We start from the raw sequence: 26,699 nt of genomic DNA on the forward strand, positions 1-26,699 counted from the left end.
AAGGGAAAAAATGGTTAATCAGAATTTGAGAAAAAATGATAGTTTATTAGAGTGTTTAGTTTTGTATACAAGGCTTTTTCATAAGCCATTTTCTTCCGAATCTTTGCTTCAAGGGTTGCCGTTAGGATCAAATATAACTGATCAGATGCTCTTTTCTAAAAATAGTTCAAAATCTATGTTTAGCAGGGCAGCCGCAAGAGCAGGACTTAAGACTACAATTATTGAAAAACCAATTAAAGATATATTGAGTTTACAACTGCCTGTAATTTTATTTTTATCAAATGAAAATAGTTGTATTTTAGACTCATTTAATGAAGATAAAACAAAAGCAAAAATAATTTTTCCAGGTGTTGATGATCCTTTACAAGATTGGGTAGAAATTGAAAAATTAGAAGCTGAATATTTAGGTTATGCTTTTATGTTAAAAAAAGCATATGAGTATGAACATGAAAATGGACAAAAAACACTCGATATAAATAATCAAAAACATTGGTTTTGGAGTACATTAGGTTTTTCAAAATCTATTTATCTTGATTGTATTTTAGCTTCAATTTTGATAAACCTTTTTGTTTTAGCAACACCACTTTTTACAATGAATGTTTATGATAGAGTTATTCCAAATAATGCTCAAGAAACATTAGTTGTATTTACCGTAGGTATTGTTATTGTATTTTTGTTAGATGGTATTTTGAAATTTTTAAGAACATATTTTTTAGAAATTGCGGCTAAAAAAAGCGATATTATCATGTCATCTATTATTTTTGAAAAAGTTTTAGATTTACAATTAAGTTCTCATCCAAAATCAGTTGGTTCATTTGCAAATAACTTAAAAAGCTTTGATAGCATAAGAGGTTTTTTAACAAATTCAACATTGAGCGTACTTGTAGATTTTCCTTTTGCACTTTTATTTTTAATAGTAATATTTTATATATCTGGTATGTTAGTATTTATTCCTATTTTTATAATATTTTTGATTGTTATTTATGCAAAAATGATAAAAGATCCTTTAAAAGCAAGTATTGAAAGCACTTATGAAGCAAGTGCTAAAAAAAATGGAATATTAATTGAAGCTTTACAAAATATTGAAACAATAAAAGCACAAGGTATGCAAGGAAATATTCAATATAACTGGGAAGAATCAACAGGTGAAATTGCAAATAAAAGTTTGAAATCAAAAATAATATCTGCTTCAATTCCTACAGTTACTGGTATTTTAGTTGGGTTAAATACAGTTTTGATTATTTGTTTTGGTGTTTATCAAATTCAAGAATTTCATTTAACAATGGGAGGATTGATTGCAACTATGATTTTATCAGGAAGAGCAATAGCTCCTATGGGACAAATAGTAAGTTTAATTACAAACTATGAAGATACAAAACAATCTTTTAAAATGTTAGATGATATTGTAAATAGACCAATTGAACGACCATTAGCTAAAGAGTTTGTAAAAAGACCAGCTTTAAGAGGTAATATTGAGTTTAGAGATGTTTCTTTTAAATATCCAGATAGTGATTTATATGCTTTAAAAAATGTAAGTTTTACTATAAATGAAGGTGAAAGAGTTGCATTTATTGGAAGAATTGGTTCTGGTAAAAGTACAATTGCTAAGTTATTGTTGAAACTTTATGAACCTGAAAGTGGTTCAATTTTAATTGATGGAATTGATATTGCACAAATTGATCCTGCAGATTTAAGACAAAAAATGAGTTATGTTCCTCAAGATGTTCATTTATTTAGAGATACTATAAAGAAAAATATTTTAGGTATTCATAAATTTGTTGATGATGAGTGGATGCTAAAATGTTCAAAAATTAGTGGAACAGATGAGTTTGTGAAACTTCATCCAATAGGTTATGATATGCCAATTGGTGAAAGAGGACAAGGTTTATCAGGAGGGCAACGACAAAGTGTAGCAATTGCAAGATCTTTGATAAATAATGCTGATATTTGGTTATTTGATGAGCCAACGAATGCTATGGACCAAACAAGTGAAATGAATGTTCTAAAAAATTTAAAAGAGAATTTAGATGATAAAACTCTTTTAATAGTTACACAAAAGATGAATATGTTAGATTTAGTTACAAGAGTTATTGTTATGAATTTCGGTGAAAAAGTTTTAGATGGAAGTAAAGAAGAAGTTATAAAAAAATTAGGAGGAGTTTCAAATGAATAAATTAGAAAAACTCCAAAATGTTTTTAAAAAACTTTTTGATTTACCTAAAAAAAAGCTTGAAGAGTTTTTAGATAAACCATCAAATGAGAAGTATAAAGAGATTTATGAATCATTTTTTGATAATAGTATAAAACTTCCAAAAGAACCACTTAACGAAAATGACTATGATTATATGAAGAGTTTAAGTGCTGCTGTAGTTTTTCACCATTCAAAAAAACTTCATTGGGTAGTTATAGCTTTTTTAGTAACAATATTTACTTTTATAATTTGGGCTTCATTTGCTGAAATTGATGAAATAGCAAGAGGTAGTGGAAAAGTTGTTCCAAGTGGGCAAAATCAAATAGTTCAACATTTAGAAGGTGGAATAGTTCAAGAGATTTTAGTAAAAGAGGGTGATTTTGTAAATAAAGACCAAGTTTTAATAAAAGTTTCAAATGAAAAATCAACATCAACAGTTGCTTCAAATGAAATAAAATCTTATTACTATAAAGCACAAATAAAAAGACTTGAATCTGAATTAAAAAGAGAGCCTTTTGTTTATGAAACAACAGATAATGAACAACTCAATGAGTTTTTAAATAATGAAAATGAATTTTATCTTACAAATACAAAACAACTTGAATCAAAAGTTAATATTTTGAAAGAGCAAATTAAACAAAAAGAAAATGAATTAAAAGATGCTCAACAAACAATTGAACATATGAAATTTTCTGTTGGTGCTATTTCAAAAGAAGTTCAAATGACGAAACCAATGGTTGAAAGAGGTATTCGTTCTCAAGTTGATTTTCTAAAACTTCAAAGAGAAGAGAGTGATGCTAAAAATAAACTTCAAAGCGTTATTTTGAGTGTTGATAAAATAAATTCAGAAATTATTGAATTAAATAAAAAGATTGATGAAACAAATGGAACTTATGATGCTCAAATTAGAGAAAAATTAAATGAAATATATAGTCAATTAAAAGATGTTGAAGCAAATAATGTAGCTTCTTTAGATCAAGTTACAAGAAATACTGTTATTTCTCCATCAAATGGAATAGTACAAAAACTTCATGTAAATACAATAGGAGGAGCAATAAAACCTTCTCAAGATTTATTAGAAATTGTTCCAACGGATCATAAATTGATAGTTGAAGTGAAAATTTTACCTAAAGATATTGCTTTTATTTATCAAGGACAAAAAGCAATAGTGAAATTTTCTGCCTTTGATTTTTCTATTTATGGTGGACTTGATGGGCATGTTATAAATATAAGCCCAGATACTATTACAGAAAAAGATGAAAAAACTTTTTATATAGTAAGAATTGAAACAGAAAAGAATTATATAGGAAAAGAAGAAAATTCTAAACATATAATTCCAGGAATGGTTGCAGATGTTGATATTATGACAGGTAAAAAAACTGTACTTGATTATATATTAAAACCTATTTTAAAAACAAAAACATATACTATGACGGAGAGGTAAAGAAAAATGCAAAAATTGGCACTCTACACAAAAGATAATTTATTATTAAATAGATGGGAAAACTTTTTGACTAACTATGAAATAAAAATTATTGAAGATTATGAAGATTTGATTAATTTGGAAAATTCTTTATTAATTTTAAGTAGTTGTGTTGATTTAGAAAATGAGGAATTTATTCTTTCTAATATACTTAAAAAAGAGAATAAAGTTTTGTTTTTAGAAAGAGTTCCTAATTTACAAAAAGCCAAAAATTGGTTTGCTTTAGGTATCCAAGGATATGGAAACTCTATGATGGCATCAGTTTATTTAAATTCGGCAATAGAAACGATTTTGAATGGTTATATTTGGTTACTTCCTGAAATAACAACTCAATTAATAAAAAATATAAATATTGAAAAAAGTCAAAATACTAATGAAATATTTAAAGATTTGACAAAAACAGAAGAAAAAATAGCTATTTTAATCAAAAATGGATATACAAATGTACAAATTAGCGATGAATTAAATATTTCAGTAAATACTATAAAAACTCATATCAAACATATCTACGAAAAACTTCAAGTAAATGACAGATTGTCGTTTATAAATCTTTTTTTTAAATAAATTTTATCAATATCACCCTTGTGGGTGATAGACAAGCCCTTCTTAAAATATTATAATTTGTTATTAAATTATAATTTTTGGAGATGATATAATGTCACAAGTAGGAATAATCAAAACTTTAAGTTCAGGAAAATTTTATTTAAAAGATAATTCTGGAAATATAAAAGAACTAAATATTGGTGATACAATATCAGAAAATCAAATAGTTTATGGTGATAGTTCAAATTCAACTTCGGCAAAAGTAGAGATATTGCTTTCAAGCAATGATGTAATAGTCCTTAGTAATGGGCAAAAGCAGTTAATTGATTCTTCTTTAGTTAAAACAGCTTTTGGAAATGAAGAATTGTTTTTTACTAAAGAAAATTTAGATTCAACTTTTGATAATCATAATTCAAATTCTAATATAATAAGTGACTTAAGAAATGCAGAATTTGGTGCTGATGTAGAAAAAATTTTAGAAGAGTCTGCAAATGGTGAGAATCAAGCAACAGGAGATGTTACTGAACAAGAGACTACAGAAGGAAAAGAAGAAGTAGAAGATCAAGAAGAAGGTAATGCAGAATTTCAAGCCAGAGATGGTAATGAAACAGATGTAAACAGTGATTTAAGAGAAACAAAATTCCCAAGAACTCAATCATATAGAGAAGTAGAAAAAAATGAAGAAATTTTAGAACAAGGTTTAAAAGATTTAGGTAGTAACATTTCTAATAATTATTTTAATTCAACTTCTCCTTCAATTATTAGACCAGAATCTGGAGGAGGAAGAGAAAATAATATAACTCCTACTCCAACTGCTCCTACTCCAGTTGCTCCTATTACAATTCCTCCCGTACAACCAGAAGAATCACAACCTGTAGTAACATATAAGCAAATGATTTTTATAAAACTTTTTGCAGCTGATAAAAATGGAAATGTATTAAAAGATATTAATGGAAATTATCTTGATGCAAATAAAGCAGAAGAAGGTACGTTTGCTAAATATATAGCTTATGCTTTTAAAGATGGCGAAACTATTTTTAAAGACGATACAAAATTAAATACTAAAATAGGAAAAATAAACATCTCTTTTTATGATAATACAGCAACTGGTAATTCTTCTTCAGATGAAAATGATATTACTGGTTTAAAAGATTACAATAATCTTTCAAAGTCACAAGTAGAAGTAGGTGTTGCTTTTAGTACCGAAGTTTTTAGAGATAAAATTGATGAACCAGAAGAACTTTATAATGTGATAATTGATCAAAATTCATATATTGGTAATTATGAAAATGTAAAAATAGATTCAAATCCAGTAACTACAACTATTTTTGATGAAATTATATTTGTAAAAATAGAACCTATAACAACTATAACAAATGAAGGATTAAATTTAAAATATAAAATTGTAGTGGTAAATAGTTCAGGAGAAGAAGTAAAAGTACCAATAGGAAAAGATATAAAAGTAGATTTATTTTATGAAGGGAATACTTCTAATCCTGCAACTGTAAATACAGATTATACACCAGTAACGAGTGTTACTATAAATGGAGGAACGAGTTATACAGAATTTGAAATAGTAACTAAAGATGATTATTATGCAGAGGGTAATGAAGGATTAAAAGTTACTATTACAAATATAGATAATTCAAGTAATGCCTTTAAAGATATATCACTTCATACCGTATTAAATGGAGCGTCAAGTGATAAAATAACAGCTATTGGCACAATAAAAGACAATCCTTCAAAAATTGATCAACCAGATACAAGTACAACTTCTGATGACTCAACGAATGGAAGTTATGGGCAAGATGATACAGTTTATGCAATTATAACTGGACCAGCGAATGTAAATGAGGGTGATACAACAACAAATTATACTATAAAACTTGTAGATAAAAATGGTGTTGAAGTTATAGTTACAAAAAATACGCAAATTACTGTAACTTATAACAATGAAACAACACAAAATGGTGATACACAATATGATAATGGTAATACGATAGCTATAACAATCCCTATTGGTAGTTCATCAAATACTTTTACTGTTGACACAATTGATGATCCATATAAAGATAATGGAGAAAAATTTAAACTTACAATAACTAATGTACAAAATACAGGTGAGTTTGAAAATGTAAAAATTGGTGATAAAAATGGTGATTATAAAAATGTCACTACAACAATTCATGATAATTCAAATAATCAAACAACTGAAACAAATGTAGATTATGTAAAAATCGTACTTGTAGCAGTACCTTCTTCTACAACAAAAATAGCAGATATTACAAATTTAGATGGAACTCTAAAAATAGATAATGCAAATGAAACTCCTGAAGGTGGGAACCTTTATTATATAGCAGTTGCTGTTGATAATAATGGAAAACCTCTTTCAACACAAGAAGGAACTGTAACTGTAAACTATGGAACAACTACTGATAATACAGATAAAGATGCAACAGCTGGAACAGATTATGATAATACGACAGTTGTATCAACAACATTAGGCACAGTATTTAGTGTAAATACAAAAGATGATTATTATGCAGAAGGTGACGAAAACTTTACTGTTAAAATTACAAATTTAATAAATTCACCATATGAATCACCATCTATTGATACTTCAAAAGATACTGTAACTTCAACTATAAAGGATAATCCAGCAAAAGTAGAGCAACCAGATACTGGAACAGGAAACGATAATCCAACAGATGGAAATTATGGAAAAGATGATACAGTTTATGTAAAAATTACAAAAACACCTTCAACAGTAGAAGGAGGGAATTTAGTACATACAATAACTTTAGTTGACAAAAATGGGGATCCAGTAACTGTTCCAGCTGGACAAACAGTGACTGTAAATTTGACTTATTCAGCGAATAGTGGAAATTTTACCGAAAGTGATTTATCTACAATAATAAAAAGTGTAACAATTACAGGTGGAAATAGTTCTGTAAACTTTACAAATATAACTAAAGATGATTTTACTTATGAAGGAGATGAAGTTTATAATGTAACTATCTCTAGTGTTACTCAATCAGGAGCTTTTGAAAATGTTGCAATTCATACAGATAAAACTACAACAGGAACTATCAAAGATGGTGTAACTATATATAAAGATGGTGTATATATAGATCCTCAAAATGCAATAGTTGATGAAGATGATTTTGATGTAACTGATTTAAGTTCTTCAATTAGTAATAAAGATGGAAATGCAAGTGATGGGGTAAATACTTATCAAGGTGAATATTTAAATATTATAAAACCAAATACAGATGATGGATATAGTTTAGTATTTGATGATACGATAAATATTTACAAAGGTAATAAAGATAGTCTTGAAGATTATGGTTTGTCAAATTTAAAATCTGGTGGACAAGATATTCATTATCAAATTGTGGGAAATAAAATTATTGGATATATTGGTGCAGATGTAGGAAACGGTATAGTAGCTCAAAATAATAAAGTATTTGAGATTACTTTAGATAAAGATGCTACTATTAGAGATAATTTAAATAAATTAACATCAGATTCATATACATACATTCAATACAAAAATATCGATCATCCAAAAGCAGGAGATGCAACAAATCCTATAAATGATGATAATTTAACTTTTGAATTTGGATTTAAAATAACAGATCAAAATAATTCTGAAAGTGAAGTTATTACATTTAAAGTAACAATAAATGACTCTTTACCAAAAACAGTAGATTGGACAGAAAATGTAAATGAAGATGAAAGTCTACAAATTGTTATTTCTCCAGAGAATTTTTTAAATGGAGAAATCAATATTAGAGTAAATGGTTATGACTCAGCAAATGGAAATAATGGTTATACAACACTTTCAAATGGACAAATTATTAATGTAACAGATCCAACTGATAGTTCAAAAGTTATTGGAACATTGACAAATAATGGAAATGGAACAGTAACATTTATTCCAAAAGACGATTATAGTAATTATGCTACTAATCCTTGGTTTGAATATGCTGTTAGTGATTTTGATGGCGATACAGCAGGTGCAAGAGTAAGTATAAATGTAAAACCAGTAGCTGATGCACCAACAATTTTTGTAAAAGATATAACAACAACAGAAGATGCAGGAAATACACAAGAAGGGACAAATAAAGTAGTTTTAGAACTTAAAGTTCCAAATTTATCAAAAGATAGTGATGCAATATCTCAAACGTCCCCAGCTGGTTATACTGCTAAACAAAATAGTAATATAACAGTATCTACACCTACTTTAAATGGTACAGGTGATTATAATGGCATTCAAACAGGAGATAATCCAGAAAGAAATGGAGAGATAACTTTAACGTTTATAAATGGAAATAGTGTAACAGGTGCAAAAATTTTTAAATCAGATGGTATTACTCAGGTTGGAGCAGATATAACAACTGCAAATCAAACATTAAAAATTGTAATAGTAACTGTATCTGGTGATTCTAGCACTATAGATTATACTTATCATCATAAAGATATTATGGCATCAAATCCAAGTGATGCTATTTATCTTACTCAAGCAGAATATGAATCATTAAAAATTCAACATGCAGAAGATAATGATACAGATATAAAAATAGGTATAAGTGTAACATCTTATGAACTTGATGATAATGGTAAACCATTGAGTACAGCTACTTATGGAACTCAAGTAGAAAAAGAAACAACAGCAAATATGACTGTAAAAATCAATCCTATAACAGATGATATCAAATTAGAGTTTGATAATAATGCAAGCTTAGGAACTATTTCTTCAACAAATAGTACAAATGATACTTTTACATTTACAAATAAAATAATAGAAGGTTCAGGAGAAATTATATTAAATAATATTCTTTCAAATACAAGTGGTGGTATTGGAGCTACTCCTGATTTAGATGGAAGTGAAAAACGAACTTATACTATTGAAGGATTACCTGAGGGAACTATTGTAAAAATAGGAAATACTGAAGCCATAGCAGGATCAGATGGAAAAGCTACTCTTACATTTAAAGATGCTGAAAATAAATTATTAGATCCACAATTTACAATACAATTTCCAGAGCATTTTGGTGGTGGAGTAAAAGCTACAATTACACTTAGTGTATATGATAAAGGTATGGATAGTACGGATACAAAAGGTGCAACAATTTCTAAAACAGTTTATCTAAACTTAGACGTGGAACCTGTCGTAACAACTCCAGATATAAATACTATTCAAGTATCACAAGCTATTGGATATGAAGATGCTGGAAGAAGTCAAGGAAATAGTGCTACTCCAAATTCAACTATAAACCAACCACAAAATGGAATACCTTTAAATATTAAAGTTAGTTCAACTGATACAGATGGAAGTGAGAAAGCAAATATAAAAATAGGTGATATTCCAAATGGAAGTGCCTTATATGTATTTGATAACAATTTAAATAGTGGTGCTGGTGCTTGGGTTTTAGTGGATAAAGACTTTATAAGTTCAGGAAATATCTCTGTAACTCAAAGTGCTGGGAAATATACAGTTGAGATAAAAGATTATCAAAATGATAAATCACCAAAATTTATTCCAGCATTTAATGAAGATAGTGATCCAACGCTAAAAGTACAAGTTCAATTTATAGATACAGTAATTTACAATGATGGCACTACAAAAACAGAAACAAGTACTTGGAGTGCTACAAAAGATATAGATGTAATTGTAAAAAATGTTGCAGATGCTCCTATGGGAACAGAATTAAAAGCAAATATAAGTGTAGATGAAGATAGTGAACTTAATCTACAAAGTATTTACACAACTCCAGCAAATCTTAAATCAACAGATGCTACTGAAGATTTAACAGTTAAAATAGAGTTACAAACTGGATTTACTATAGTTTCTGGTAGCCCATATTATATAGAAGATGGATTATATGTTGTAAAAGCTAGTGATATTGCATCTGGAAATATAAAAATAGTTCCTCCAAAAGATTTTAGTGGAAATGCAAGTTTCTATTTGACTTACGTAACTACTGAAAAAGCTGGAGAAAATGATAGTAAAACTTGGCAGACACAAACTGTAAATATTTTTGTAGAGCCACAAGCTGATGACGTAAATGTAAATAGTAGTACAACTATGTATGAAGATGTATCTACAAAAGTAGATTTAGTTGCAACATTAAAAGATAGTGGAACTACATATGGAACTGAAACTATAAATAATGTTTATATCTTGAAAACTACTATTGATGATATGATATCAAAAGGTTATAAATTAAGTGTAAATGGAGTTGATATTGTTACTAAAACACCACAAAATATAACAGGTATAGAAAATGGTGTAGATGGTGAGTATTATGTTTTAACAAACGCCGAAGCAGACCAAATAACTGTAATAAATACTATTGAAAATAAGATAGATGGTAATTTTACACTTAACGTGGCATATAAAGTTACAGACACAAATGGATCAAGTTCTGATACTAAAATATATGCTCATACTCATGAAGTGATTGTAAAAGCTGTAACAGACCAGCCAACTTTAACTTTAGGTAATATAACTACAACTTCAGGAACAGATGTAGAAATAAGTGGTACAAATGTAACAGTAAAGGCTGACAGTAATACTAATTTTACTATTCCTATAAATACAACAAGTAATGATAACGATAGTAGTGAAACTGTACAAAAAATAGTGATAACTGGTGTACCAATGGGTGTATCTGTTGAAGGTGCAACATATTATGGGTATTCGGGAAGTGAGCATAATGGTATTTGGGTAATTTTAAATCCAATAGATAATCTTTTAGATTCAAATGGAACTTTACAGAATATAAAATTTATAATAAATCCTGGTGCAGATTTTGAAAATAGAACAGTTTCAATCACAACTTATACAAAAGATAGTGGTGATGCAAATGTTGAAAGTGATACAAAAACTATTAACATAATAAAAGATTATGATACTCCAAGTGGCTTACAAGGAAATCCGCCTCTATTTAATTTAAGTACAAAACCAGCAATTATTTATGAAGATAATAATGATGGTACACAAGATGTAATTTATAATCTTGGTAAATCTATAAATGTAACAAATAGTGGTGGAGGGACAAGTGGTTATTGGGCTATAACTATTACTGATTTTCCTGAAGGTACAAAAGTTTCTGGATATGATTATTTTTATGAAGAAGCTGGAAAAACATATTATGTAATAACAGGAACAACTACAACAGGAAATGCAGCAGATATTGAAACAAGACTTTCTAATGTTATAGTTACTCCTCCAGAAAATAAAAATTCAGAACAAATTGGAAATCTAAAATCTGATATGACATTTAGTGCAACTATTTCTACTTCTGATAATGGAACATTTAAAACAGGACAAGGAATTACAAATTATTCAAATTCTATAACAGCTGTTACAGATGAAATGACTGTAAATATAAATGTAAGTAATACAAATGAAGATACACCAACAAACCTTACTATTAGATTGACAAATCCAAATGATGCAACAAAAACAACACTTATAGGAAATAGTATCATTATAAAAGTAACTGAAACTTGGGCAGATATTGCTACTGGTGGAGTTGGAGAAAAAGGAACTTTAACAGATTCTAGCGGAAAGTATAACATTGTTGATAATGGAAATGGAACGTATACAATTACTCCAAAATCTGGAATACCTGCATTTACTGTTGATACTGATATTACTGGTTTAGTTTATACTCCTGCATCAAATAGAGATGGAGATGTGAAATTTGAAGTAAGTGTACAAAATAAAGAAGGAAATTCTATAACATTAACTTCAAAAGGTGAAACAACAATAAGTATAATTCCAATAGTCGATATGAAACCAAATGTTACAGTTGTAACTGCAACTAGTATAGAAGATTCAGAAATTACTAATGGTAGTACAACTCTAAAAAATTCAGTAAAACTAGAAGTAACTACATCAGTTAGCCCTGATAGTTCAGAAGAATTTACAAACATAGTATTAGATGAGGTGCCAAATGGTTTTACAGTTTGGTATATAGATGATTCTAATAATCTTGTAATGGCTACAAATATTGGACAATCAGGTATAACAACTTTTGATTTAACACCAAATATAAATACAGATGATGAAGTTCATAGAAATAAGTGGTTAATTCCAGCTTCTTCAGATGGAACTATGCCAGAAATTTATATTAATGCACCAGAAAATTGGTCTGGAGATTTTGATTTTAAAGCACAATTTACCTTAAAAGAACAAAATTTAAATACTACAGAAAAAACAGTTGTTAATGTAATAGGGCATATTGATTCTATTGCAGATGGAGTTACAATAGATCCAACACTTACATTTGGAAAAGCATTTTCTTGGATAGATTTAAAATTAAATGCAAATATGCAAGATGTAGATGGTAGCGAAACTATGAGTTTAAAATTAACTGGTCTTAGTGAAAATGCACAGTTTAGATTTAGCGATGGTACAGTTTTAAGTGATGCAACTTGGGATAGTACAACTAATAAATGGACAATAAATGGAATAACTTTTGATCAAATTAATAATATTCAATTTACAAATGATAAAAATGTATCAAATGTAAGTGTTGAAGCATGGACACAAGAAATAGATAAAAATGGAAATCCTATTGATGGTATTATTTCTACGAGTGATACAAAAACATTCAACGTAGATATTAAAGATGTTGGTGGTGTTTTATCTCTGGAAGAAAAAGTAAATTTAGATTTCACTAAACTTAGTACAGAATCTTTAAAAGGTATAAATATTATAGATTTAAGTGTCACTGGTGAAAACAAACTTGAGAATTTATCATTACAAGATGTTTTAAATATAACAAATAATAGTGGAGAACTTACTATAAAAGGTTTGAGTGAAGATAAAGTATCTTTTAAAAATGATGGCTTAAATACATGGACTAAATCAGGCACAGGTGCAGGATTTGATATTTATACAAATAGTGGTAATTCTGATATTAAAGTAAAAGTTGAACAAGCAATTTCAGATGGTATTACTAACTAAAAAATAATAAAGAGATAAATTTTATTTAACTCTTTATTATATATTTGGATATAATAAAGCATGAAAATTTTTATAATCACTCTTTTTTTACTGTTTTGTAATCTAAATGCAGATTTTGCTAGTGATTCACTAATAGATAAAGTTGAAAAAAAATATAATAAATTTGCAAAAAATAGATTTATAGCATTGAATAAAATGTTAGAAAAAATCAAAAATGAGAATATACAAACAAAACTTGAAAAAGTTAATGATTTTTTTAATAATGTAAAATATAATTCTGATCAAAAAATTTATGGAACAAGTGATTATTGGGCAACACCAAATGAATTTTTAGCAAGAGATGAAGGTGATTGTGAAGATTATGTGATTGCGAAATATTTTGCTTTAGAATATTTAGGAGTTCCAACTTCAAAAATGTTTTTAAGTTATGTTAGAGTAAAAAAATCAAACGAAGCACATATGGTTTTATCATACTTTGAAACGCCAACATCTGAACCAGTTATTTTAGATAATATTAGAAAAATAATTTTGCCAGCATCAAAAAGAGATGATTTAACACCAGTTTTCAATTTTAATCCAAACATTCTAAAAGGTAATAAAACAGCAGCCCATAAAAAATGGGATACCCTAATCCAAAATTACAAGGAGCAAAAGCTATGAGTTTATTTAAACAGGTTTCAATAGTATTAATTTTTATTTTCTTTATACTATTTACTCTTATTGTGGGTTTATCTTTTAATATAATAAAAGATTCTACAAAAAAATCGTTATATGAAAATGTGCAAAATAGTGTAACAAGTTTAAGTTTGTCTATTACAAATGCAGGTGGAGATGAAAGTACAATAAAAACAGCTATAAATGCAAGCTTTGATAATGGGAATTATGAAAAAATTGTTTTTAAAGATACAGATGAACAAGTAGTTTATGAAGTTAAAAAAGAGTTGAAAATTGATGAAGATATTCCAAAATGGTTTATAAATTTTGTTGATATAGATGAAATTTCAGCATTGGCAACTATTTCTAGTGGTTGGAATGTTTTAGGTGTTTTAGAAATCTATGGAGATAGAGCAATCTTTTATCATCAAACTTATGAGATGTTTACAAAACTTATTGTCTCTTTGTTGATTAGTTTTGCTATATTACTTGTAATTTTGTTTTTCTTATTTACATTTATTTTAAAACCATTAAAAATCATAAATAAACAAGCTTTAGCAGTTATGAAAAATGAGTTTATTTTATCAGAGAAAATACCATTTACTACAGAGTTTAAATCTTTAACTTTAAGTATAAATAGTATGATAAATAAGTTTGAAAATATGTTTGAAAATACAAATAATGTTTTAAAACTAAATAAAGAACTTTTATATGTAGATGAAATAACTAAATTAAATAATAGAAAATATTTTACACTAAAAGTTAATGAATATTTAGATAAAGAAAATACAAACAATAAAGGTTTTGTTGTAGTCGTAGCTTTAAAAATTGATGTTATCAATAAAACATATGGATATGCTAAAACAAATGAAATATTAGTTAAGATAGCTTCTTTTATAAAAGAAAAGTTCAATGATGATTCTAATGTACTTGTGAGAATGAATGGTTCTGAACTTGTGGCATTACTTCCAAATATTGTGGAGGATAGTGTTGTAGAATTACTAGAAAAATTAATAAAAGATATAAATGATATAAAAGAATTAAAAGATAATATAAATTTTGCATTATGTAAATATGTAAATGAAGATGATATCAGAACACTTCTTACAAAAATGGATTATGCTATTTCACAAGCAAAAGTTCATACTGAAAATGAATATTTTTATGCAAAAAATATTGAAAATTATAAAACTAAAGAAGAGTGGATAAATATTTTAAATGTATCTTTAAAAGAAGAACATTTTAAATTGCTTCATAGAGATATATTAGATATTAATTCAAAAGAGAATCTACTTAAAACAGTTAGTTTTGAATTAGAATATCAAGGTGAAATAATAAGATACGGTGAATTTATAGCACCAATTTTAGAACAAAATAGACTAGATGAAGTTTATTTACATATTATAGAAAAAGTATTTAAATCTGAAGAAAATACTTTAGTATCTATTCAATTGCCAACAATGTTTATCGAAAAATTAAGTAGTTATGCAAAATTAAAAGAGTTATTAACAAAATATAAAAATAAAAATGTAATTTTTGAAATAGAAGAAGAAGCATTTAATAAAAACTTAAATAGTACATTGATGTATATTGAACTATTTAAAGAAAATAATTTTAAATTTGGAATATTTAATTTTATTGCAAATAGTGATGATTATTCATATTTAAAAGAGTTGAAACCTTTATATATTAAAGCTTCAAAATATTTCTTATTAGAATCAAGACAAAGTTTAAATATGTTGAAGATTTTAACTCAATCTTTAGATATAAAACTTGTAGCAACTTCTGTTGATGATGTTTCTGAACTTACGACTTTAGAAGAAATAGGAATAAATGCTGTTAGTGGTTCAGTTATGTCAAAATTAAATAAATAGACAAAAAAGGCTTTTTTTAGCTTTTTTTGGCTATTATATCTTCCTTATTAAATAAATAATTTGGACATATAAAATGACTGTTAGTATAAATCTACCTTATGAAAAATCTTATAATATTTTTATAGAAGAGCTAAAAGAACTATCTTTTGATAGAAAAGTTGTGATTGTTACAAATCCAACAGTTAGTTCTTTTCACTTAGAATACTTAAAATCAAAATTAAATGCAAAAGAATTAAGTATCTGTACTATTCCTGATGGTGAAAAATACAAAAATATGGAAACTATTGAATCTATTTTAGCTCACTGTTTTGAAAATAGACTTGATAGAAAATCATTACTTATTGCTTTTGGTGGTGGTGTTATTGGAGATATGACTGGATTTGCTTCTTCAATTTATCAAAGAGGAATTGATTTTGTTCAAATTCCAACAACTTTACTTTCTCAAGTTGATGCAAGTGTTGGTGGAAAAACAGGAATAAATAATAAATTTGGAAAAAATCTTGTTGGAACTTTTCATCAACCAATTGCAGTTTATATAGATCCAAGTATGTTAAAAACTTTACCAAAAAGAGAGTTTGGCGCAGGAGTTGCTGAGATAGTTAAAATGGCAGTAACTTTTAATAAAGATTTTTTTGAATGGCTTGAAGCTAATGATTTAAGAGATGATAAAAATATTCAAATAGCTATAAAAAAATCAGTAGAAACTAAAGCTGATGTTGTATCTAAAGATGAAAAAGAACTTGGGATTAGAGCTGCACTTAATTATGGACATACTTTTGGACATGTAATTGAAAATGAAACAAACTATAATACATATTTACATGGAGAAGCTGTAGGAATTGGAATGTGTATGGCAAATGCACTTGCAGTAAAACTAGGATTTATGACAAAAGATGAAGAATTAAGAGTTAAAAAATTACTTGAAACTTATGATATACCAACAACTTATAAAATAAAAAATGTAGAAGACTTTTATGAACATTTTTTCCTAGATAAAAAGTCATTGGATAATAAAATTAAGTTTATTTTGCCAGTTGGTATTGGTGATTGTAAAATTACTAATGAAGTTACGAAAAATGATGTTATTGAAGTTTTAAAAGGTTTTTAAATTGATTAAAAAATTAGGAATTTTATTAGTAGTTGTACTTTTTTCTTTCTCTTTTGCGGCTGAAAATGATAATGTTTTAGATGCGCAAGATAAAGCAGAAGTTAAAAAAATTAAACAACAAATTAAACAAGAAAAAGATATTGCTCTTAAAAAAGAGAAAGAAGAGCAAAAACAAGAGCAGTTAAATGCAAATCAAGTAGATATTGAAAATATGGTTGAAATAAATATTTTACTTGAAAAAGTAGCTAAAATAGAATTAGCACTAAAAGATAATATTTTATTAAAAAGATATTCAAACTATTTGTCTTATGGAAAAATTGTAAATGAATTAGATAGTTTAAAAAACAGTTTAAAATCAAAAAGCGGTTTATCAGAAGAACAAGAGTATCAATTACACAATAAAATTAGAGTAAAAGAAAATGAATTAGAATTGATTGCTGAATATAAAGGTTCTCCAATTGGTGGACTCATAAATCCTCCAGAAATTGAAAAATATGAAAATATAACAAATCCTTTTGGAATAATAAATGCTTTATCAAATATTAAAAAATTAGAAAATAATAAAAAACAATTCAAATCTTTAGAAGTAGAAATAGAAACTCTTGCCTCAACTTTAGAAGATGAATTAGTGACTTATTTAGAACTTTTTAATCTTGATCCAAAATTAGAATATAAAGATAAAATTACTTTTTTAGATAAACAAAAAAAAGATTTTACAATTGTTTTAGATATTGTTGATACAACGGAAGAAGTTTATACAAGAAAAATTGAACAAATAATTTTAGAGATAAAAAATCAAATATCTCAGCAAGTTCAAAAAATGTTCACTATTTTAATGATTATAATCATTTTATCAATTATCTCTTTTTTAGTTAAATTAGCACTTAGAAAATATTTTTCTCAAAATGAGAATTTTTATATGATAAATAAAATAATCAATTTTACTTTAGTATTTTTGGTTGTGATGGTTGTTTTATTTTCTTATATTGATAATGTGTCATATCTTGTAACAATTCTTGGATTTGCATCAGCTGGTATTGCTATTGCTTTAAAAGATTGGTTTATGTCGATTTTTGGTTGGATGGTTATTGTAACATCTGGATTTATTCAAGTTGGAGATAGAATAAGAGTAACAAAAGGTGGAGTTGAAACTGTTGGAGATGTTTTAGATATATCTTTATTTAAAATAACTATCAGAGAAGATGTTACTATGATTAGTTATACTAAAAACAGAAGAGCTGGAAGAATTTATTTTGTTCCAAATAACTACATCTTTTCAGAACTTATAGCAAATTATAGTCACTCAGAACTAAGAACAGTTTGGGATGGAATAGATATAACTATTACATTTGATTCAAACCATAAAAAAGCTCAAAAAATAGCTAGAGAGATTTTAAAACATTATTCAAAAGGTTATAGTGATATTACAAGAAAACAATTATCTAAAATGAGAAATAAATACCAATTACGTGCAACTGGAGTAGAACCAAGAGTATTTACTCTTGTTGAACCTCATGGTATTGTTATATCTTCTTGGTATTTAACAAACTCTTATGCAGCATTAGTTTTAAGAAGCACAATAAGCCCAGAAATTCTCGATGCTTTTATGAAAGAGGATGATATTCATATTGCTTATCCAACTCAACAAATTAATATAAATGATACTCAAAATGCTTATGGACCTTCAAGAGAAAGAAGAACTGTTCCTCAAGATTTAGAAGATATCATAACAAGAAGATAATTTATGGATTTTTCACAAAATAGACCAAAAGTATACTTCAAAACTTTTGGTTGTCGAACAAATGTTTTTGATACGCAAGTTATGATGAGCAATTTAAAAGATTTTGAAGTAACTTTAGATGAAAATGAAGCAAATATAGTTGTGATAAACTCTTGTACAGTTACTAATAGTGCAGATAGTACAGCAAGAACTTATATAAATTCATTAAAAAAACTTCCACAAAATCCAAGAGTAATATTTACTGGATGTGGAGTTTGGACAAAAGGTGAAACACTTTTTAAAGAGAATAAAGTTGATTCATTATTTGGGCATTCACAAAAAGAGAATATCAATGATTTACTTTTAAATGAAGAGAGATTTTTTGAAGCAGGGGATTTAACTCATATTGATAAAACAATAGTTGAAGAGTTTGTAGGAAAAAGTAGAGCATTTATCAAAATCCAAGAAGGTTGTGACTTTAGATGTTCGTACTGTATTATTCCTTATGTACGAGGAGATGCTAGAAGTTATAGTGAAGATAAAATTTTAGAGCAAGTTACAACTTTAGCAACAAACGGTTTTGGTGAGTTTATTTTAACAGGAACAAATGTTGGAAGTTATGGTAAAAAACAGCATACTTCTTTGGCAAAACTTCTTAAAAAAATGTCACTTATAAAAGGTGTTAGAAGAATAAGAATGGGAAGTATTGAACCTATTCAAATTGACGATGAATTTAAAGAGATAATAAATGAACCGTTTATGGCAAAACATCTTCATATCGCACTACAACATACTTCAAAAGAGATGTTAAAGATTATGAATAGAAGAAATAAAGTTTTAAGTGATTTAGAACTTTTTGAGTTTTTAAGAGAAAATGGTTATGCTTTAGGAACAGATTTTATAGTTGGGCATCCTGGTGAAACTGAAGCATTATGGAAAGAAGCTATGGAAAATCTACATAGATTTCCTTTGACTCATGTTCACGCATTTACTTATTCAAAAAGAGATGGAACACCAAGTGCTACAATGAAACCTCAAATAAAAGGTGATATAGCAAAAGTAAGATATAATGAACTTATTAACATAATAGAACAAAAAAATTATAATTTTAGAAAAGAAAATAAAAAAACTTTAGAAGTTTTAGTTGAATCAGTAAAAAATGGAAAATATATAGGACTTGACCAATTCTTTAATCAAATTGAGATTGATTCAACAGCTGATTTAGTTGGTGATTGGGTTTATATAAATGATTATGAAGTAAAGGCTGATAAAAATGTCACAAGATTCAAATAATAAAAAAAATATAGATAAAAACTTAAAACTTATGATTATTTCAGCAGTTGTGCTGCTTGTATTATTTGGTTATACAATGTATAAAGGTAGTGTAAATATAAAAGGAAGTTCTTATTATATAGGGATTATTTTCCTTTTTGTGCTTCTATTTTTATCTTTTGTTATAAAAATAAAACAAGATAAAATAAGAGCATATTTTAATAAAAATAAAAAAGATAGTACATTATTTGATAATGAAGTTGAAAAAAGTAAAACAAAAGCTTTAAGTAGCGATGATTTAGATTCAAATATTCAAGCAGTTACTTCAAATGTTACATTTAAAGATGTTGCAGGGATACGTGAGATAAAAGAAGAACTTGAAGAGATAGTTGATTTTTTAAACAATCCAAATAAATATTTAAAATATGGAGTAAAACTTCCAAAAGGTGTTCTTTTAGTAGGACCTCCAGGAGTTGGAAAAACATTAATAGCACGAGCAGTTGCTGGTGAAGCTGATGTTCCATTTTTTTATCAAAGTGGAGCTAGTTTTGTACATATTTATGTTGGAATGGGTGCAAAAAAAGTAAGAGAACTTTTTGCAAAAGCAAAACAAAATGCACCTTCAATTGTTTTTATTGATGAAATTGATGCTGTTGGAAAAATGCGAAGTGGAAAATCAAATGATGAAAGAGAAGCAACATTAAATGAGCTTTTAACTCAAATGGATGGATTTGATGGTGAAAGTGGAGTTATAGTTATTGCTGCAACAAATAAAATAGAAGTTTTAGATGATGCACTTTTAAGAGCAGGACGATTTGATAGACGAGTTTATGTAGGTCTTCCAAATATTGAAGATAGAAAAAATATTTTAGAGCTTTATTTAAAAGATATTAATCATAAAATTGATATTGAAAAATTAGTAAATGAAACAGCAGGATTTAGTTCAGCAGCTCTTGCTACGCTTATAAATGAAGCTTTATTAAATATGATTAAATCTTATAAAAAGAATTTAGACTATAAAGATATTGAAGTAGCTAAAAATAAATTAGAGTTTGGAAAAAAACAAATAAAAATTCTTGATGACGAACAAAAAGAGATTTTAGCAATATATCAAGCAAGTAAAGCATATATTTCAAAAACAAAAGTAGCACTTTTAGATGAAAGTGTTTCAAAGTTAAACTCTACTTATCCATCTTATACTGAATTAGTAGAAAATATAAAAAGAGATTTAGCAGGATTTATAGGGCTAGAAGTTATAAAAAAAGAAAAATTTGCTGTAAATAGTGAAGATTTGCAAAGATCATATAATTTAGCAAGTGATATTGTAACTAAATACAAAATGGCAACAAATATTGATAGTTTATTAGAAGATATAAAAGAGAATTTAAGAACAGAATTATCTCAAAATGTTGATGAAATAAATAGATTAAAAGAGATTATGCTTAAAAATGAGGTAATTACTCTTGAAGATTTGTAAAAACTTTTTTAATGGTTTTTGTTTTGAAGATGAATGTGAACTTTTTGATGATTATTTGATTCAAAATGATTTTACAGTTGCTGGGTTTTCTTATGGAGCGATCAAAGCTTTTGAGTATGTTTTAAACTCTTCTTTTCGAGTTGATAAACTTCAACTTTTTTCTCCTGCTTTTTTTCAAAATTTTGATGAAAAATTTAAAAGAACTCAACTTATGTATTTTAAAAAAGATGAAGATTCTTATATAGAAAACTTTTTAAAAAATGTAATTTATCCTTCAAATAAAGATATTTCAAGCTATTTTAAAAAAGGCTCAAAAGAAGAGTTAGAAGAACTTTTAACTTATGTATGGGAAGAAGAAAAACTTCAAGAAGTTTTAGAAAAAGGTGTAAAAATAGAAGTTTATTTAGGAGCAGAGGATAAAATAATCGATGCTTTAAAAGCAAAAAACTTTTTTAAAAATTATGCAACTGTTTATTACTTCAAAAATAAAGGACACTTATTGTAGTAAAGAAATTGGATAATTATTTTATAATATCCAATATCTCTTTTGTATCTTTGTAAATTCTAAATATTCTATTTTCAACTTGATAAACGTCTGTATTTATAATTTTTGGATACTTATTCGTAAGTATAACACCATTTCTCAAAACATCATAATTAGCAATTTGACCTTTTTCTAACTTTTTTTGCCAACCAGGAGGTAAAGTTTCCTTCTTTTCTAAACCAGGTGGAATTTTCTTAGGTTTTTCATTTTTGATCGTATTTTTATCAAATTCATCATTTTGTTTTGCATAAACAGAAATAGACAAAACACTTATTGTTAATAGTGAGAAAATAACATTTTTTATTAGCATGAAATCCTCTTTTTTGGTAAATATCGACAATTTTACTATTTTATAAATTAATTTAGTAAATACTTGTTAGAATCTTTCAAATCTAATAAGGATAAATATGTTTACAAATGAAACAGAAACATCTATAAGAATAAATTCAAAAGCAAATAAAATCTGGCAAGAACTTACAAATTTTGAAGAATATAGAAATTGGAATCCATCTATTATTGATATTAGTGGAGAGTTAGGAAAAAATAAAATTTTAAAGATTGTAGTAAAAATAGATAAAAAAACTATGATTTTTAAACCTAAAATTCTAGTATGTGAAGAGAACAAAGAATTAAGATGGCTTGGAAAACTCTTATTTAGTGGAATATTTGATGGTGAACACTATTTTTTGATAGAAGAAAACAGTGATGGAACTTCTACTTTTATACAAGGTGAAAAGTTTTGTGGAATTTTAATACCATTTTTTGGAAAAATGATTTTAAATACAAAAAAAGGTTTTGAAGCTATGAATGAAGAGTTAAAAAAAAGAGTTGAAAAGTAAGAAATGAAAATAAAAACACAAAGATTAAAAATAAGAACTCTTCAAGATAGTGATTTAAATGATGTTTTTGATATTTATAAAAATGAAGAAACTTGTAAATATTTACTTCATAATGCTTGGAATGAAAAAAATAAAAATGAAGAATTCAAACAAAAACTATCAAAACAAAGTCTTGAAAAAGATTTTGCTATAAATTTAGCTTGTATTTTAGATGATGTAGTAATTGGTGAAATAAATATTTGGAATATTGATATGAAAGATAGTGTTGAAATAGGATATTGTTTTAACCCCAAATATAGTAGTAAAGGTTATGCAACAGAAGCTTTAAAAGCTGTTATAGAATATCTGTTTATAAACAAAAATATTCATAGAATACGAGCAAATATGGATGCAAGAAATATCTTATCCGCCAAACTTTGTGAAAAAATTGGAATGAGAAAGGAAGCTCATTTTATAAAAGATTTTTATAGTAAAGATGAATGGACAGATAGTTTTATTTATGGGATGTTGGTTTCTGATTTAAAATAAATGGACTAAGGATAAAATATGGCATTTTCAAAAGAAGAAAAACTTTTAAATAGTAATTTAGAAGGCTCAAAAGTATTTAATTTTATAGAAAATATTGATTATATGGATACATTTAGTGTAGAGCTTACACGAGATAGTGATATAAAAGATTTGTATTTACGCTTGGTAAATACTAAATCTAGAACTATTGAATTTTTAATGTCTTTACGAAATAAAATTATGGTAATTTTAGGTGCTAAAAGTGTTATAAAGGAAACAAATGATGATTTTGCTATAGGAAATACTATAGGTTTATTTAAAATATATTTTATTAATGAAAAAGAGATAGTTTCTGGGCTAAAAGATAATTATCTTGATTTTTGTATTTCTTTTTATAAAATAGATAATAAAGTTTTATTATCAACTCTAGTGAAATATAATAATACATTTGGTAAAGTTTATATGAATATTATTAAACCTTTTCATAAACTTGTAGTAAAAAGTATCTTGAAAAATTTAAAATAAAGAAATAAAATGATTTGCAAAAATATAGAAGAAATAAGAAATAATATAAATAACATTGATGAACAAATAGTAAAACTAATCGCTTTGAGAGGTACTTTTGTAAAACAAGCTGCAAAATTTAAAAAAGATAGTGAAAATGTTAAAGCTCCTAAACGAGTAGAAGAAGTTATTTCAAAAGTAAAAAATACTGCACGATTAAATGGCGCAAATGAAGAAGTTGTTGAAAATGTGTATAAAGCTATGATAGAAAGTTTTATAAAGCTTGAGATGAAAGAGTTTGAGAGTTTAAAATGAAAGAGTTTTTAGAAGAGACGGAAATAATTGACTTTAAAAATGAAGAACTTTTTAGTCTTGCACAAGAGTTGGCAAAAGATTGTAAAAGTGATGTTGAAATAGCAAAAAATTGTTTTTTGTATGTAAGAGATAATATTCATCATAGTGGTGATTTTAAAGATGAAATTACAACTTATAAGGCAAGTGATGTTTTAAAATACAAAACAGGTTGGTGTTATGCAAAATCTCATCTTTTGGCTGCACTTTTAAGAGCAAATGGTATTCCTACGGGATTTTGTTATCAAAGATTATCTTGTAGTGAATACAAAAAAGATATTTATTGTTTACATGGATTAAATGCAATTTATCTAAAAGAGTTTGGTTGGTATAAAGTTGATGCAAGAGGAAATAAAAAAGGTGTAAATGCACAGTTTACTCCACCTTTGGAACAACTTGCTTTTAAGCTAGAAAAAGATGAGTTTGATTTACCAAATATTTATTCTAAACCTTTAGATGTTGTGATTGAAGCTTTGAAAAAAAATAAAACTTATGATGAAATGATAGATGTTTTTCCTGATGTTCCATTTTTATCGGAAAAATAAATAGTAAATATGAAAACTATTTATATAATTCGGCATTTCAAAGTAAAAGATAGTACAAATAAAAGATTAAATTCAAATGAATTTGTACATTGGATAGAAGAGTATGATAATTTTGATTTAGAATATTTAAACCTAAATCTACCAAAATTTGATAAAATCTATGTTAGTTCACAAAATAGGGCTATTAAAACAGCAAATTATTTAAAACTTGATTATGAAATAAGTGATTTGTTAGTTGAAGTTCAAGCTTTTGCTTTTACTAAAACAAAACTAAGATTTTCAAAATCTTTTTGGTTAGTTATATCAAGAATACTTTGTTTTTTTAACTTTACTAAAAATGAAACCAAAAAAGATACAAAAAATAGAGCAATGAAATTTGTATCTAAAATAGAAAATGAAAAAAATGAAACTATTTTAATAATATCTCATGGATTGTATTTAAAAGTATTGATTGGACTGTTAAAAAAGTTGGGTTATAAGTGCAATGATGATTTTAATATAAAAAATGGAAAAATATACAAGTTATATAAATGATTTTTAAAGGATAAAATATGGCATTTTCAAAAGAAGAAAAAGAAGAACTTTTAAAAGTAAAGTTTGTAGGTGAAACTGTAATAAAAAGGTTTGAGCAAATAGGAATTGACTCTTTAGAAAAACTTTCAAATAGTAGTGTAGAAGAGATAACCGATATAGTTTCAGATATTTTAGGAAGTAGTTGTTGGAAAAACTCTCCTCAAGCTAAAAAAGCTGTTTCAAATGCTATTGAGTTTGCGAGAGAGAATAAATAATATGCAAAATAAGCATATATCACAATTTTTAAATTATTATATTGAATTATCTAATCCTCAATATGCAGTTTTTCTAAAAGGAAAATGGGGAAGTGGAAAAACCCACTTTATAAATGAATATAAAAATGAATTAAATAAAAATAAACAAAAATATATTTATGTAAGTTTATATGGTGTTACTTCTTATGATGAAATTGAAACAAAATTTTTAGAAGCTATATATCCTAGACTTTATAATAAAAAGACAATTTTTGCTGGAAAAATTGCAAAACAGCTTTTAAAAGCTACATTGAAAATAGATTGGGATGCTGATGGAAAAGCTGATGGAAGTGTAAATATTCAAATACCTAATTTTAAGCCTGAAGATTTATTAAATACAAGAGATTATATTTTAATATTTGATGACTTAGAAAGATGCTCTATAAATATTATAAATTTATTAGGATATATAAACTTTTTTGTTGAACATCAATCTTATAAAGTTATACTTATTGCAAATGAAGAAGAGCTTGAAAAAACAAAAAAATATAAAACTATAAAAGAAAAGCTAATAGGAAAAACTTTTGAATTTAAAACGAATTCTTCTTTAGCTTATGATAGCTTTTTAATAGAGTTAAAAAATGAAAATAGAGTAAAAGAAAATATTTTAGAAAAACAAAAATCAAATATATTAGAACTTTTTGAAAAATCACAATCAAATAATCTAAGAGCTTTAAGACAAACTTTACTTGATTTTGAAAGATTTTATGATGAAGTGTTAGTAAATCATCAATCAAAAGAAGAGTTGATAAAAGATATTTTATATTGGTTTTTTCTGTTTTCATTTGAAATTAGACAAGGCAATAGTGAAATTTTAAAATTAGATGAATTTAGGGAAGAATATTATTCTTTAGTTTTTAATAATGAGAAAAAAGAAGAAGCAAAAAAAACAAAATACAAACTTTTTTTAAATAAATATAATTTGAATGATAATTTTGAAGTAAATATTTCTATTCATTTATGGAAAGAAATTTTATTAAACTCAAATATTAAAAAAGAAGATATTAATTTAGAATTAAAAAATAGTATTTACTATTTTGATGAAAATACACCTTCTTGGAAAAAATTGATAAGATTTTTTGATTTAGAAGAAGATAATTTTAAAACAATATTAGAAGATGTCTATATAAGATTTTCTAAAAATGAATATAAAGATTATAAACAATTTAAATTCATTGCTTCAATGTTATTGTATTTTCAAGAAAAATCTTTATTTGAAATTGATTTTGAAAAACTTTTTAATTTAATAAAAAATAATTTTGAAACATTATTTAATG

The 26,699-nt window shown here is 26.2% G+C and carries 20 protein-coding genes; 19 read left to right on the forward strand and 1 reads right to left on the reverse strand.

Annotated features, from left to right (window positions below; all coding sequences use genetic code 11):
• Window positions 1–10: 10 nt before the first annotated feature.
• From B0175_RS06805 to bioV, 11 genes are all read left to right on the forward strand, one after another.
• The gene (locus B0175_RS06805; protein ID WP_108527882.1) at window positions 11–2,173 is read left to right on the forward strand and encodes a type I secretion system permease/ATPase; all 2,163 of its coding nucleotides are present in this window, start codon (window positions 11–13) and stop codon (window positions 2,171–2,173) included.
• The gene (locus B0175_RS06810; protein ID WP_108527883.1) at window positions 2,166–3,635 is read left to right on the forward strand and encodes an HlyD family type I secretion periplasmic adaptor subunit; all 1,470 of its coding nucleotides are present in this window, start codon (window positions 2,166–2,168) and stop codon (window positions 3,633–3,635) included. Before B0175_RS06805 ends, B0175_RS06810 begins: the two co-directional genes overlap by 8 nt.
• Window positions 3,636–3,641: 6 nt before the next feature.
• Window positions 3,642–4,238, forward strand: a complete 597-nt coding sequence (locus tag B0175_RS06815) for a response regulator transcription factor (protein ID WP_108527884.1) — start codon at window positions 3,642–3,644, stop codon at window positions 4,236–4,238.
• Between the two features lie 91 nt (window positions 4,239–4,329).
• Entirely contained in the window at window positions 4,330–13,200 is an 8,871-nt protein-coding gene (locus B0175_RS06820) for a hypothetical protein (RefSeq protein ID WP_108527885.1), read from the forward strand.
• Window positions 13,201–13,260: 60 nt separating this feature from the next.
• Window positions 13,261–13,860: a transglutaminase-like cysteine peptidase gene (locus B0175_RS06825; RefSeq protein ID WP_108527886.1), complete on the forward strand. Its 600-nt coding sequence runs from the start codon at window positions 13,261–13,263 to the stop codon at window positions 13,858–13,860.
• The gene (locus B0175_RS06830) at window positions 13,857–15,728 is read left to right on the forward strand and encodes a bifunctional diguanylate cyclase/phosphodiesterase (RefSeq protein WP_108527887.1); all 1,872 of its coding nucleotides are present in this window, start codon (window positions 13,857–13,859) and stop codon (window positions 15,726–15,728) included. The genes B0175_RS06825 and B0175_RS06830 overlap by 4 nt, the downstream gene beginning before the upstream one ends.
• A gap of 73 nt (window positions 15,729–15,801) precedes the next feature.
• Entirely contained in the window at window positions 15,802–16,836 is a 1,035-nt protein-coding gene (gene aroB, locus B0175_RS06835; RefSeq protein WP_108527888.1) for a 3-dehydroquinate synthase, read from the forward strand.
• A 1-nt stretch (window position 16,837) separates the two neighbouring features.
• Window positions 16,838–18,577: a mechanosensitive ion channel domain-containing protein gene (locus B0175_RS06840; RefSeq protein ID WP_108527889.1), complete on the forward strand. Its 1,740-nt coding sequence runs from the start codon at window positions 16,838–16,840 to the stop codon at window positions 18,575–18,577.
• 3 nt (window positions 18,578–18,580) lie between these two features.
• A complete protein-coding gene (mtaB, locus tag B0175_RS06845; protein WP_108527890.1) occupies window positions 18,581–19,849 on the forward strand; it encodes a tRNA (N(6)-L-threonylcarbamoyladenosine(37)-C(2))-methylthiotransferase MtaB in 1,269 nt (422 codons plus the stop codon).
• A complete protein-coding gene (locus tag B0175_RS06850) occupies window positions 19,830–21,305 on the forward strand; it encodes an AAA family ATPase (RefSeq protein ID WP_108527891.1) in 1,476 nt (491 codons plus the stop codon). Before mtaB ends, B0175_RS06850 begins: the two co-directional genes overlap by 20 nt.
• Window positions 21,292–21,810, forward strand: a complete 519-nt coding sequence (bioV, locus tag B0175_RS06855; RefSeq protein ID WP_108527892.1) for a pimelyl-ACP methyl ester esterase BioV — start codon at window positions 21,292–21,294, stop codon at window positions 21,808–21,810. Before B0175_RS06850 ends, bioV begins: the two co-directional genes overlap by 14 nt.
• A gap of 16 nt (window positions 21,811–21,826) precedes the next feature.
• Here the strand turns inward: bioV and B0175_RS06860 are convergent, their stop codons facing one another.
• Entirely contained in the window at window positions 21,827–22,159 is a 333-nt protein-coding gene (locus B0175_RS06860) for a hypothetical protein (RefSeq protein WP_108527893.1), read from the reverse strand.
• Between the two features lie 97 nt (window positions 22,160–22,256).
• Here B0175_RS06860 and B0175_RS06865 point away from each other — a divergent pair, with 97 nt between their 5' ends.
• The 8 genes from B0175_RS06865 to B0175_RS06900 form a co-directional block, all read left to right on the forward strand.
• A complete protein-coding gene (locus tag B0175_RS06865) occupies window positions 22,257–22,688 on the forward strand; it encodes an SRPBCC domain-containing protein (RefSeq protein ID WP_108527894.1) in 432 nt (143 codons plus the stop codon).
• Window positions 22,689–22,691: 3 nt separating this feature from the next.
• Window positions 22,692–23,216 (forward strand): GNAT family N-acetyltransferase, encoded by a 525-nt coding sequence (locus tag B0175_RS06870; protein ID WP_108527895.1) that lies wholly within the window; start codon window positions 22,692–22,694, stop codon window positions 23,214–23,216.
• A gap of 18 nt (window positions 23,217–23,234) precedes the next feature.
• Window positions 23,235–23,720 carry a DUF2867 domain-containing protein gene (locus B0175_RS06875; protein ID WP_108527896.1) on the forward strand — a complete coding sequence of 162 codons (486 nt, stop codon included), beginning with the start codon at window positions 23,235–23,237 and terminating at the stop codon, window positions 23,718–23,720.
• Window positions 23,721–23,729: 9 nt separating this feature from the next.
• Window positions 23,730–24,014, forward strand: coding sequence for a chorismate mutase (locus tag B0175_RS06880; RefSeq protein WP_108527897.1), 285 nt, complete (start codon window positions 23,730–23,732; stop codon window positions 24,012–24,014).
• A complete protein-coding gene (locus B0175_RS06885) occupies window positions 24,011–24,595 on the forward strand; it encodes a transglutaminase-like domain-containing protein (RefSeq protein WP_108527898.1) in 585 nt (194 codons plus the stop codon). Before B0175_RS06880 ends, B0175_RS06885 begins: the two co-directional genes overlap by 4 nt.
• Window positions 24,596–24,604: 9 nt before the next feature.
• Entirely contained in the window at window positions 24,605–25,129 is a 525-nt protein-coding gene (locus tag B0175_RS06890; RefSeq protein ID WP_108527899.1) for a phosphoglycerate mutase family protein, read from the forward strand.
• Between the two features lie 17 nt (window positions 25,130–25,146).
• Window positions 25,147–25,383 carry a Pathogenicity locus gene (locus B0175_RS06895; RefSeq protein ID WP_108527900.1) on the forward strand — a complete coding sequence of 79 codons (237 nt, stop codon included), beginning with the start codon at window positions 25,147–25,149 and terminating at the stop codon, window positions 25,381–25,383.
• A 1-nt stretch (window position 25,384) separates the two neighbouring features.
• A partial coding sequence (locus B0175_RS06900) for a P-loop NTPase fold protein (protein ID WP_210004297.1) occupies window positions 25,385–26,699 on the forward strand: 1,315 nt, incomplete at its 3' end.

Source organism: Arcobacter lacus, from assembly GCF_003063295.1.
GTDB classification, from domain to species: domain Bacteria; phylum Campylobacterota; class Campylobacteria; order Campylobacterales; family Arcobacteraceae; genus Aliarcobacter; species Aliarcobacter lacus.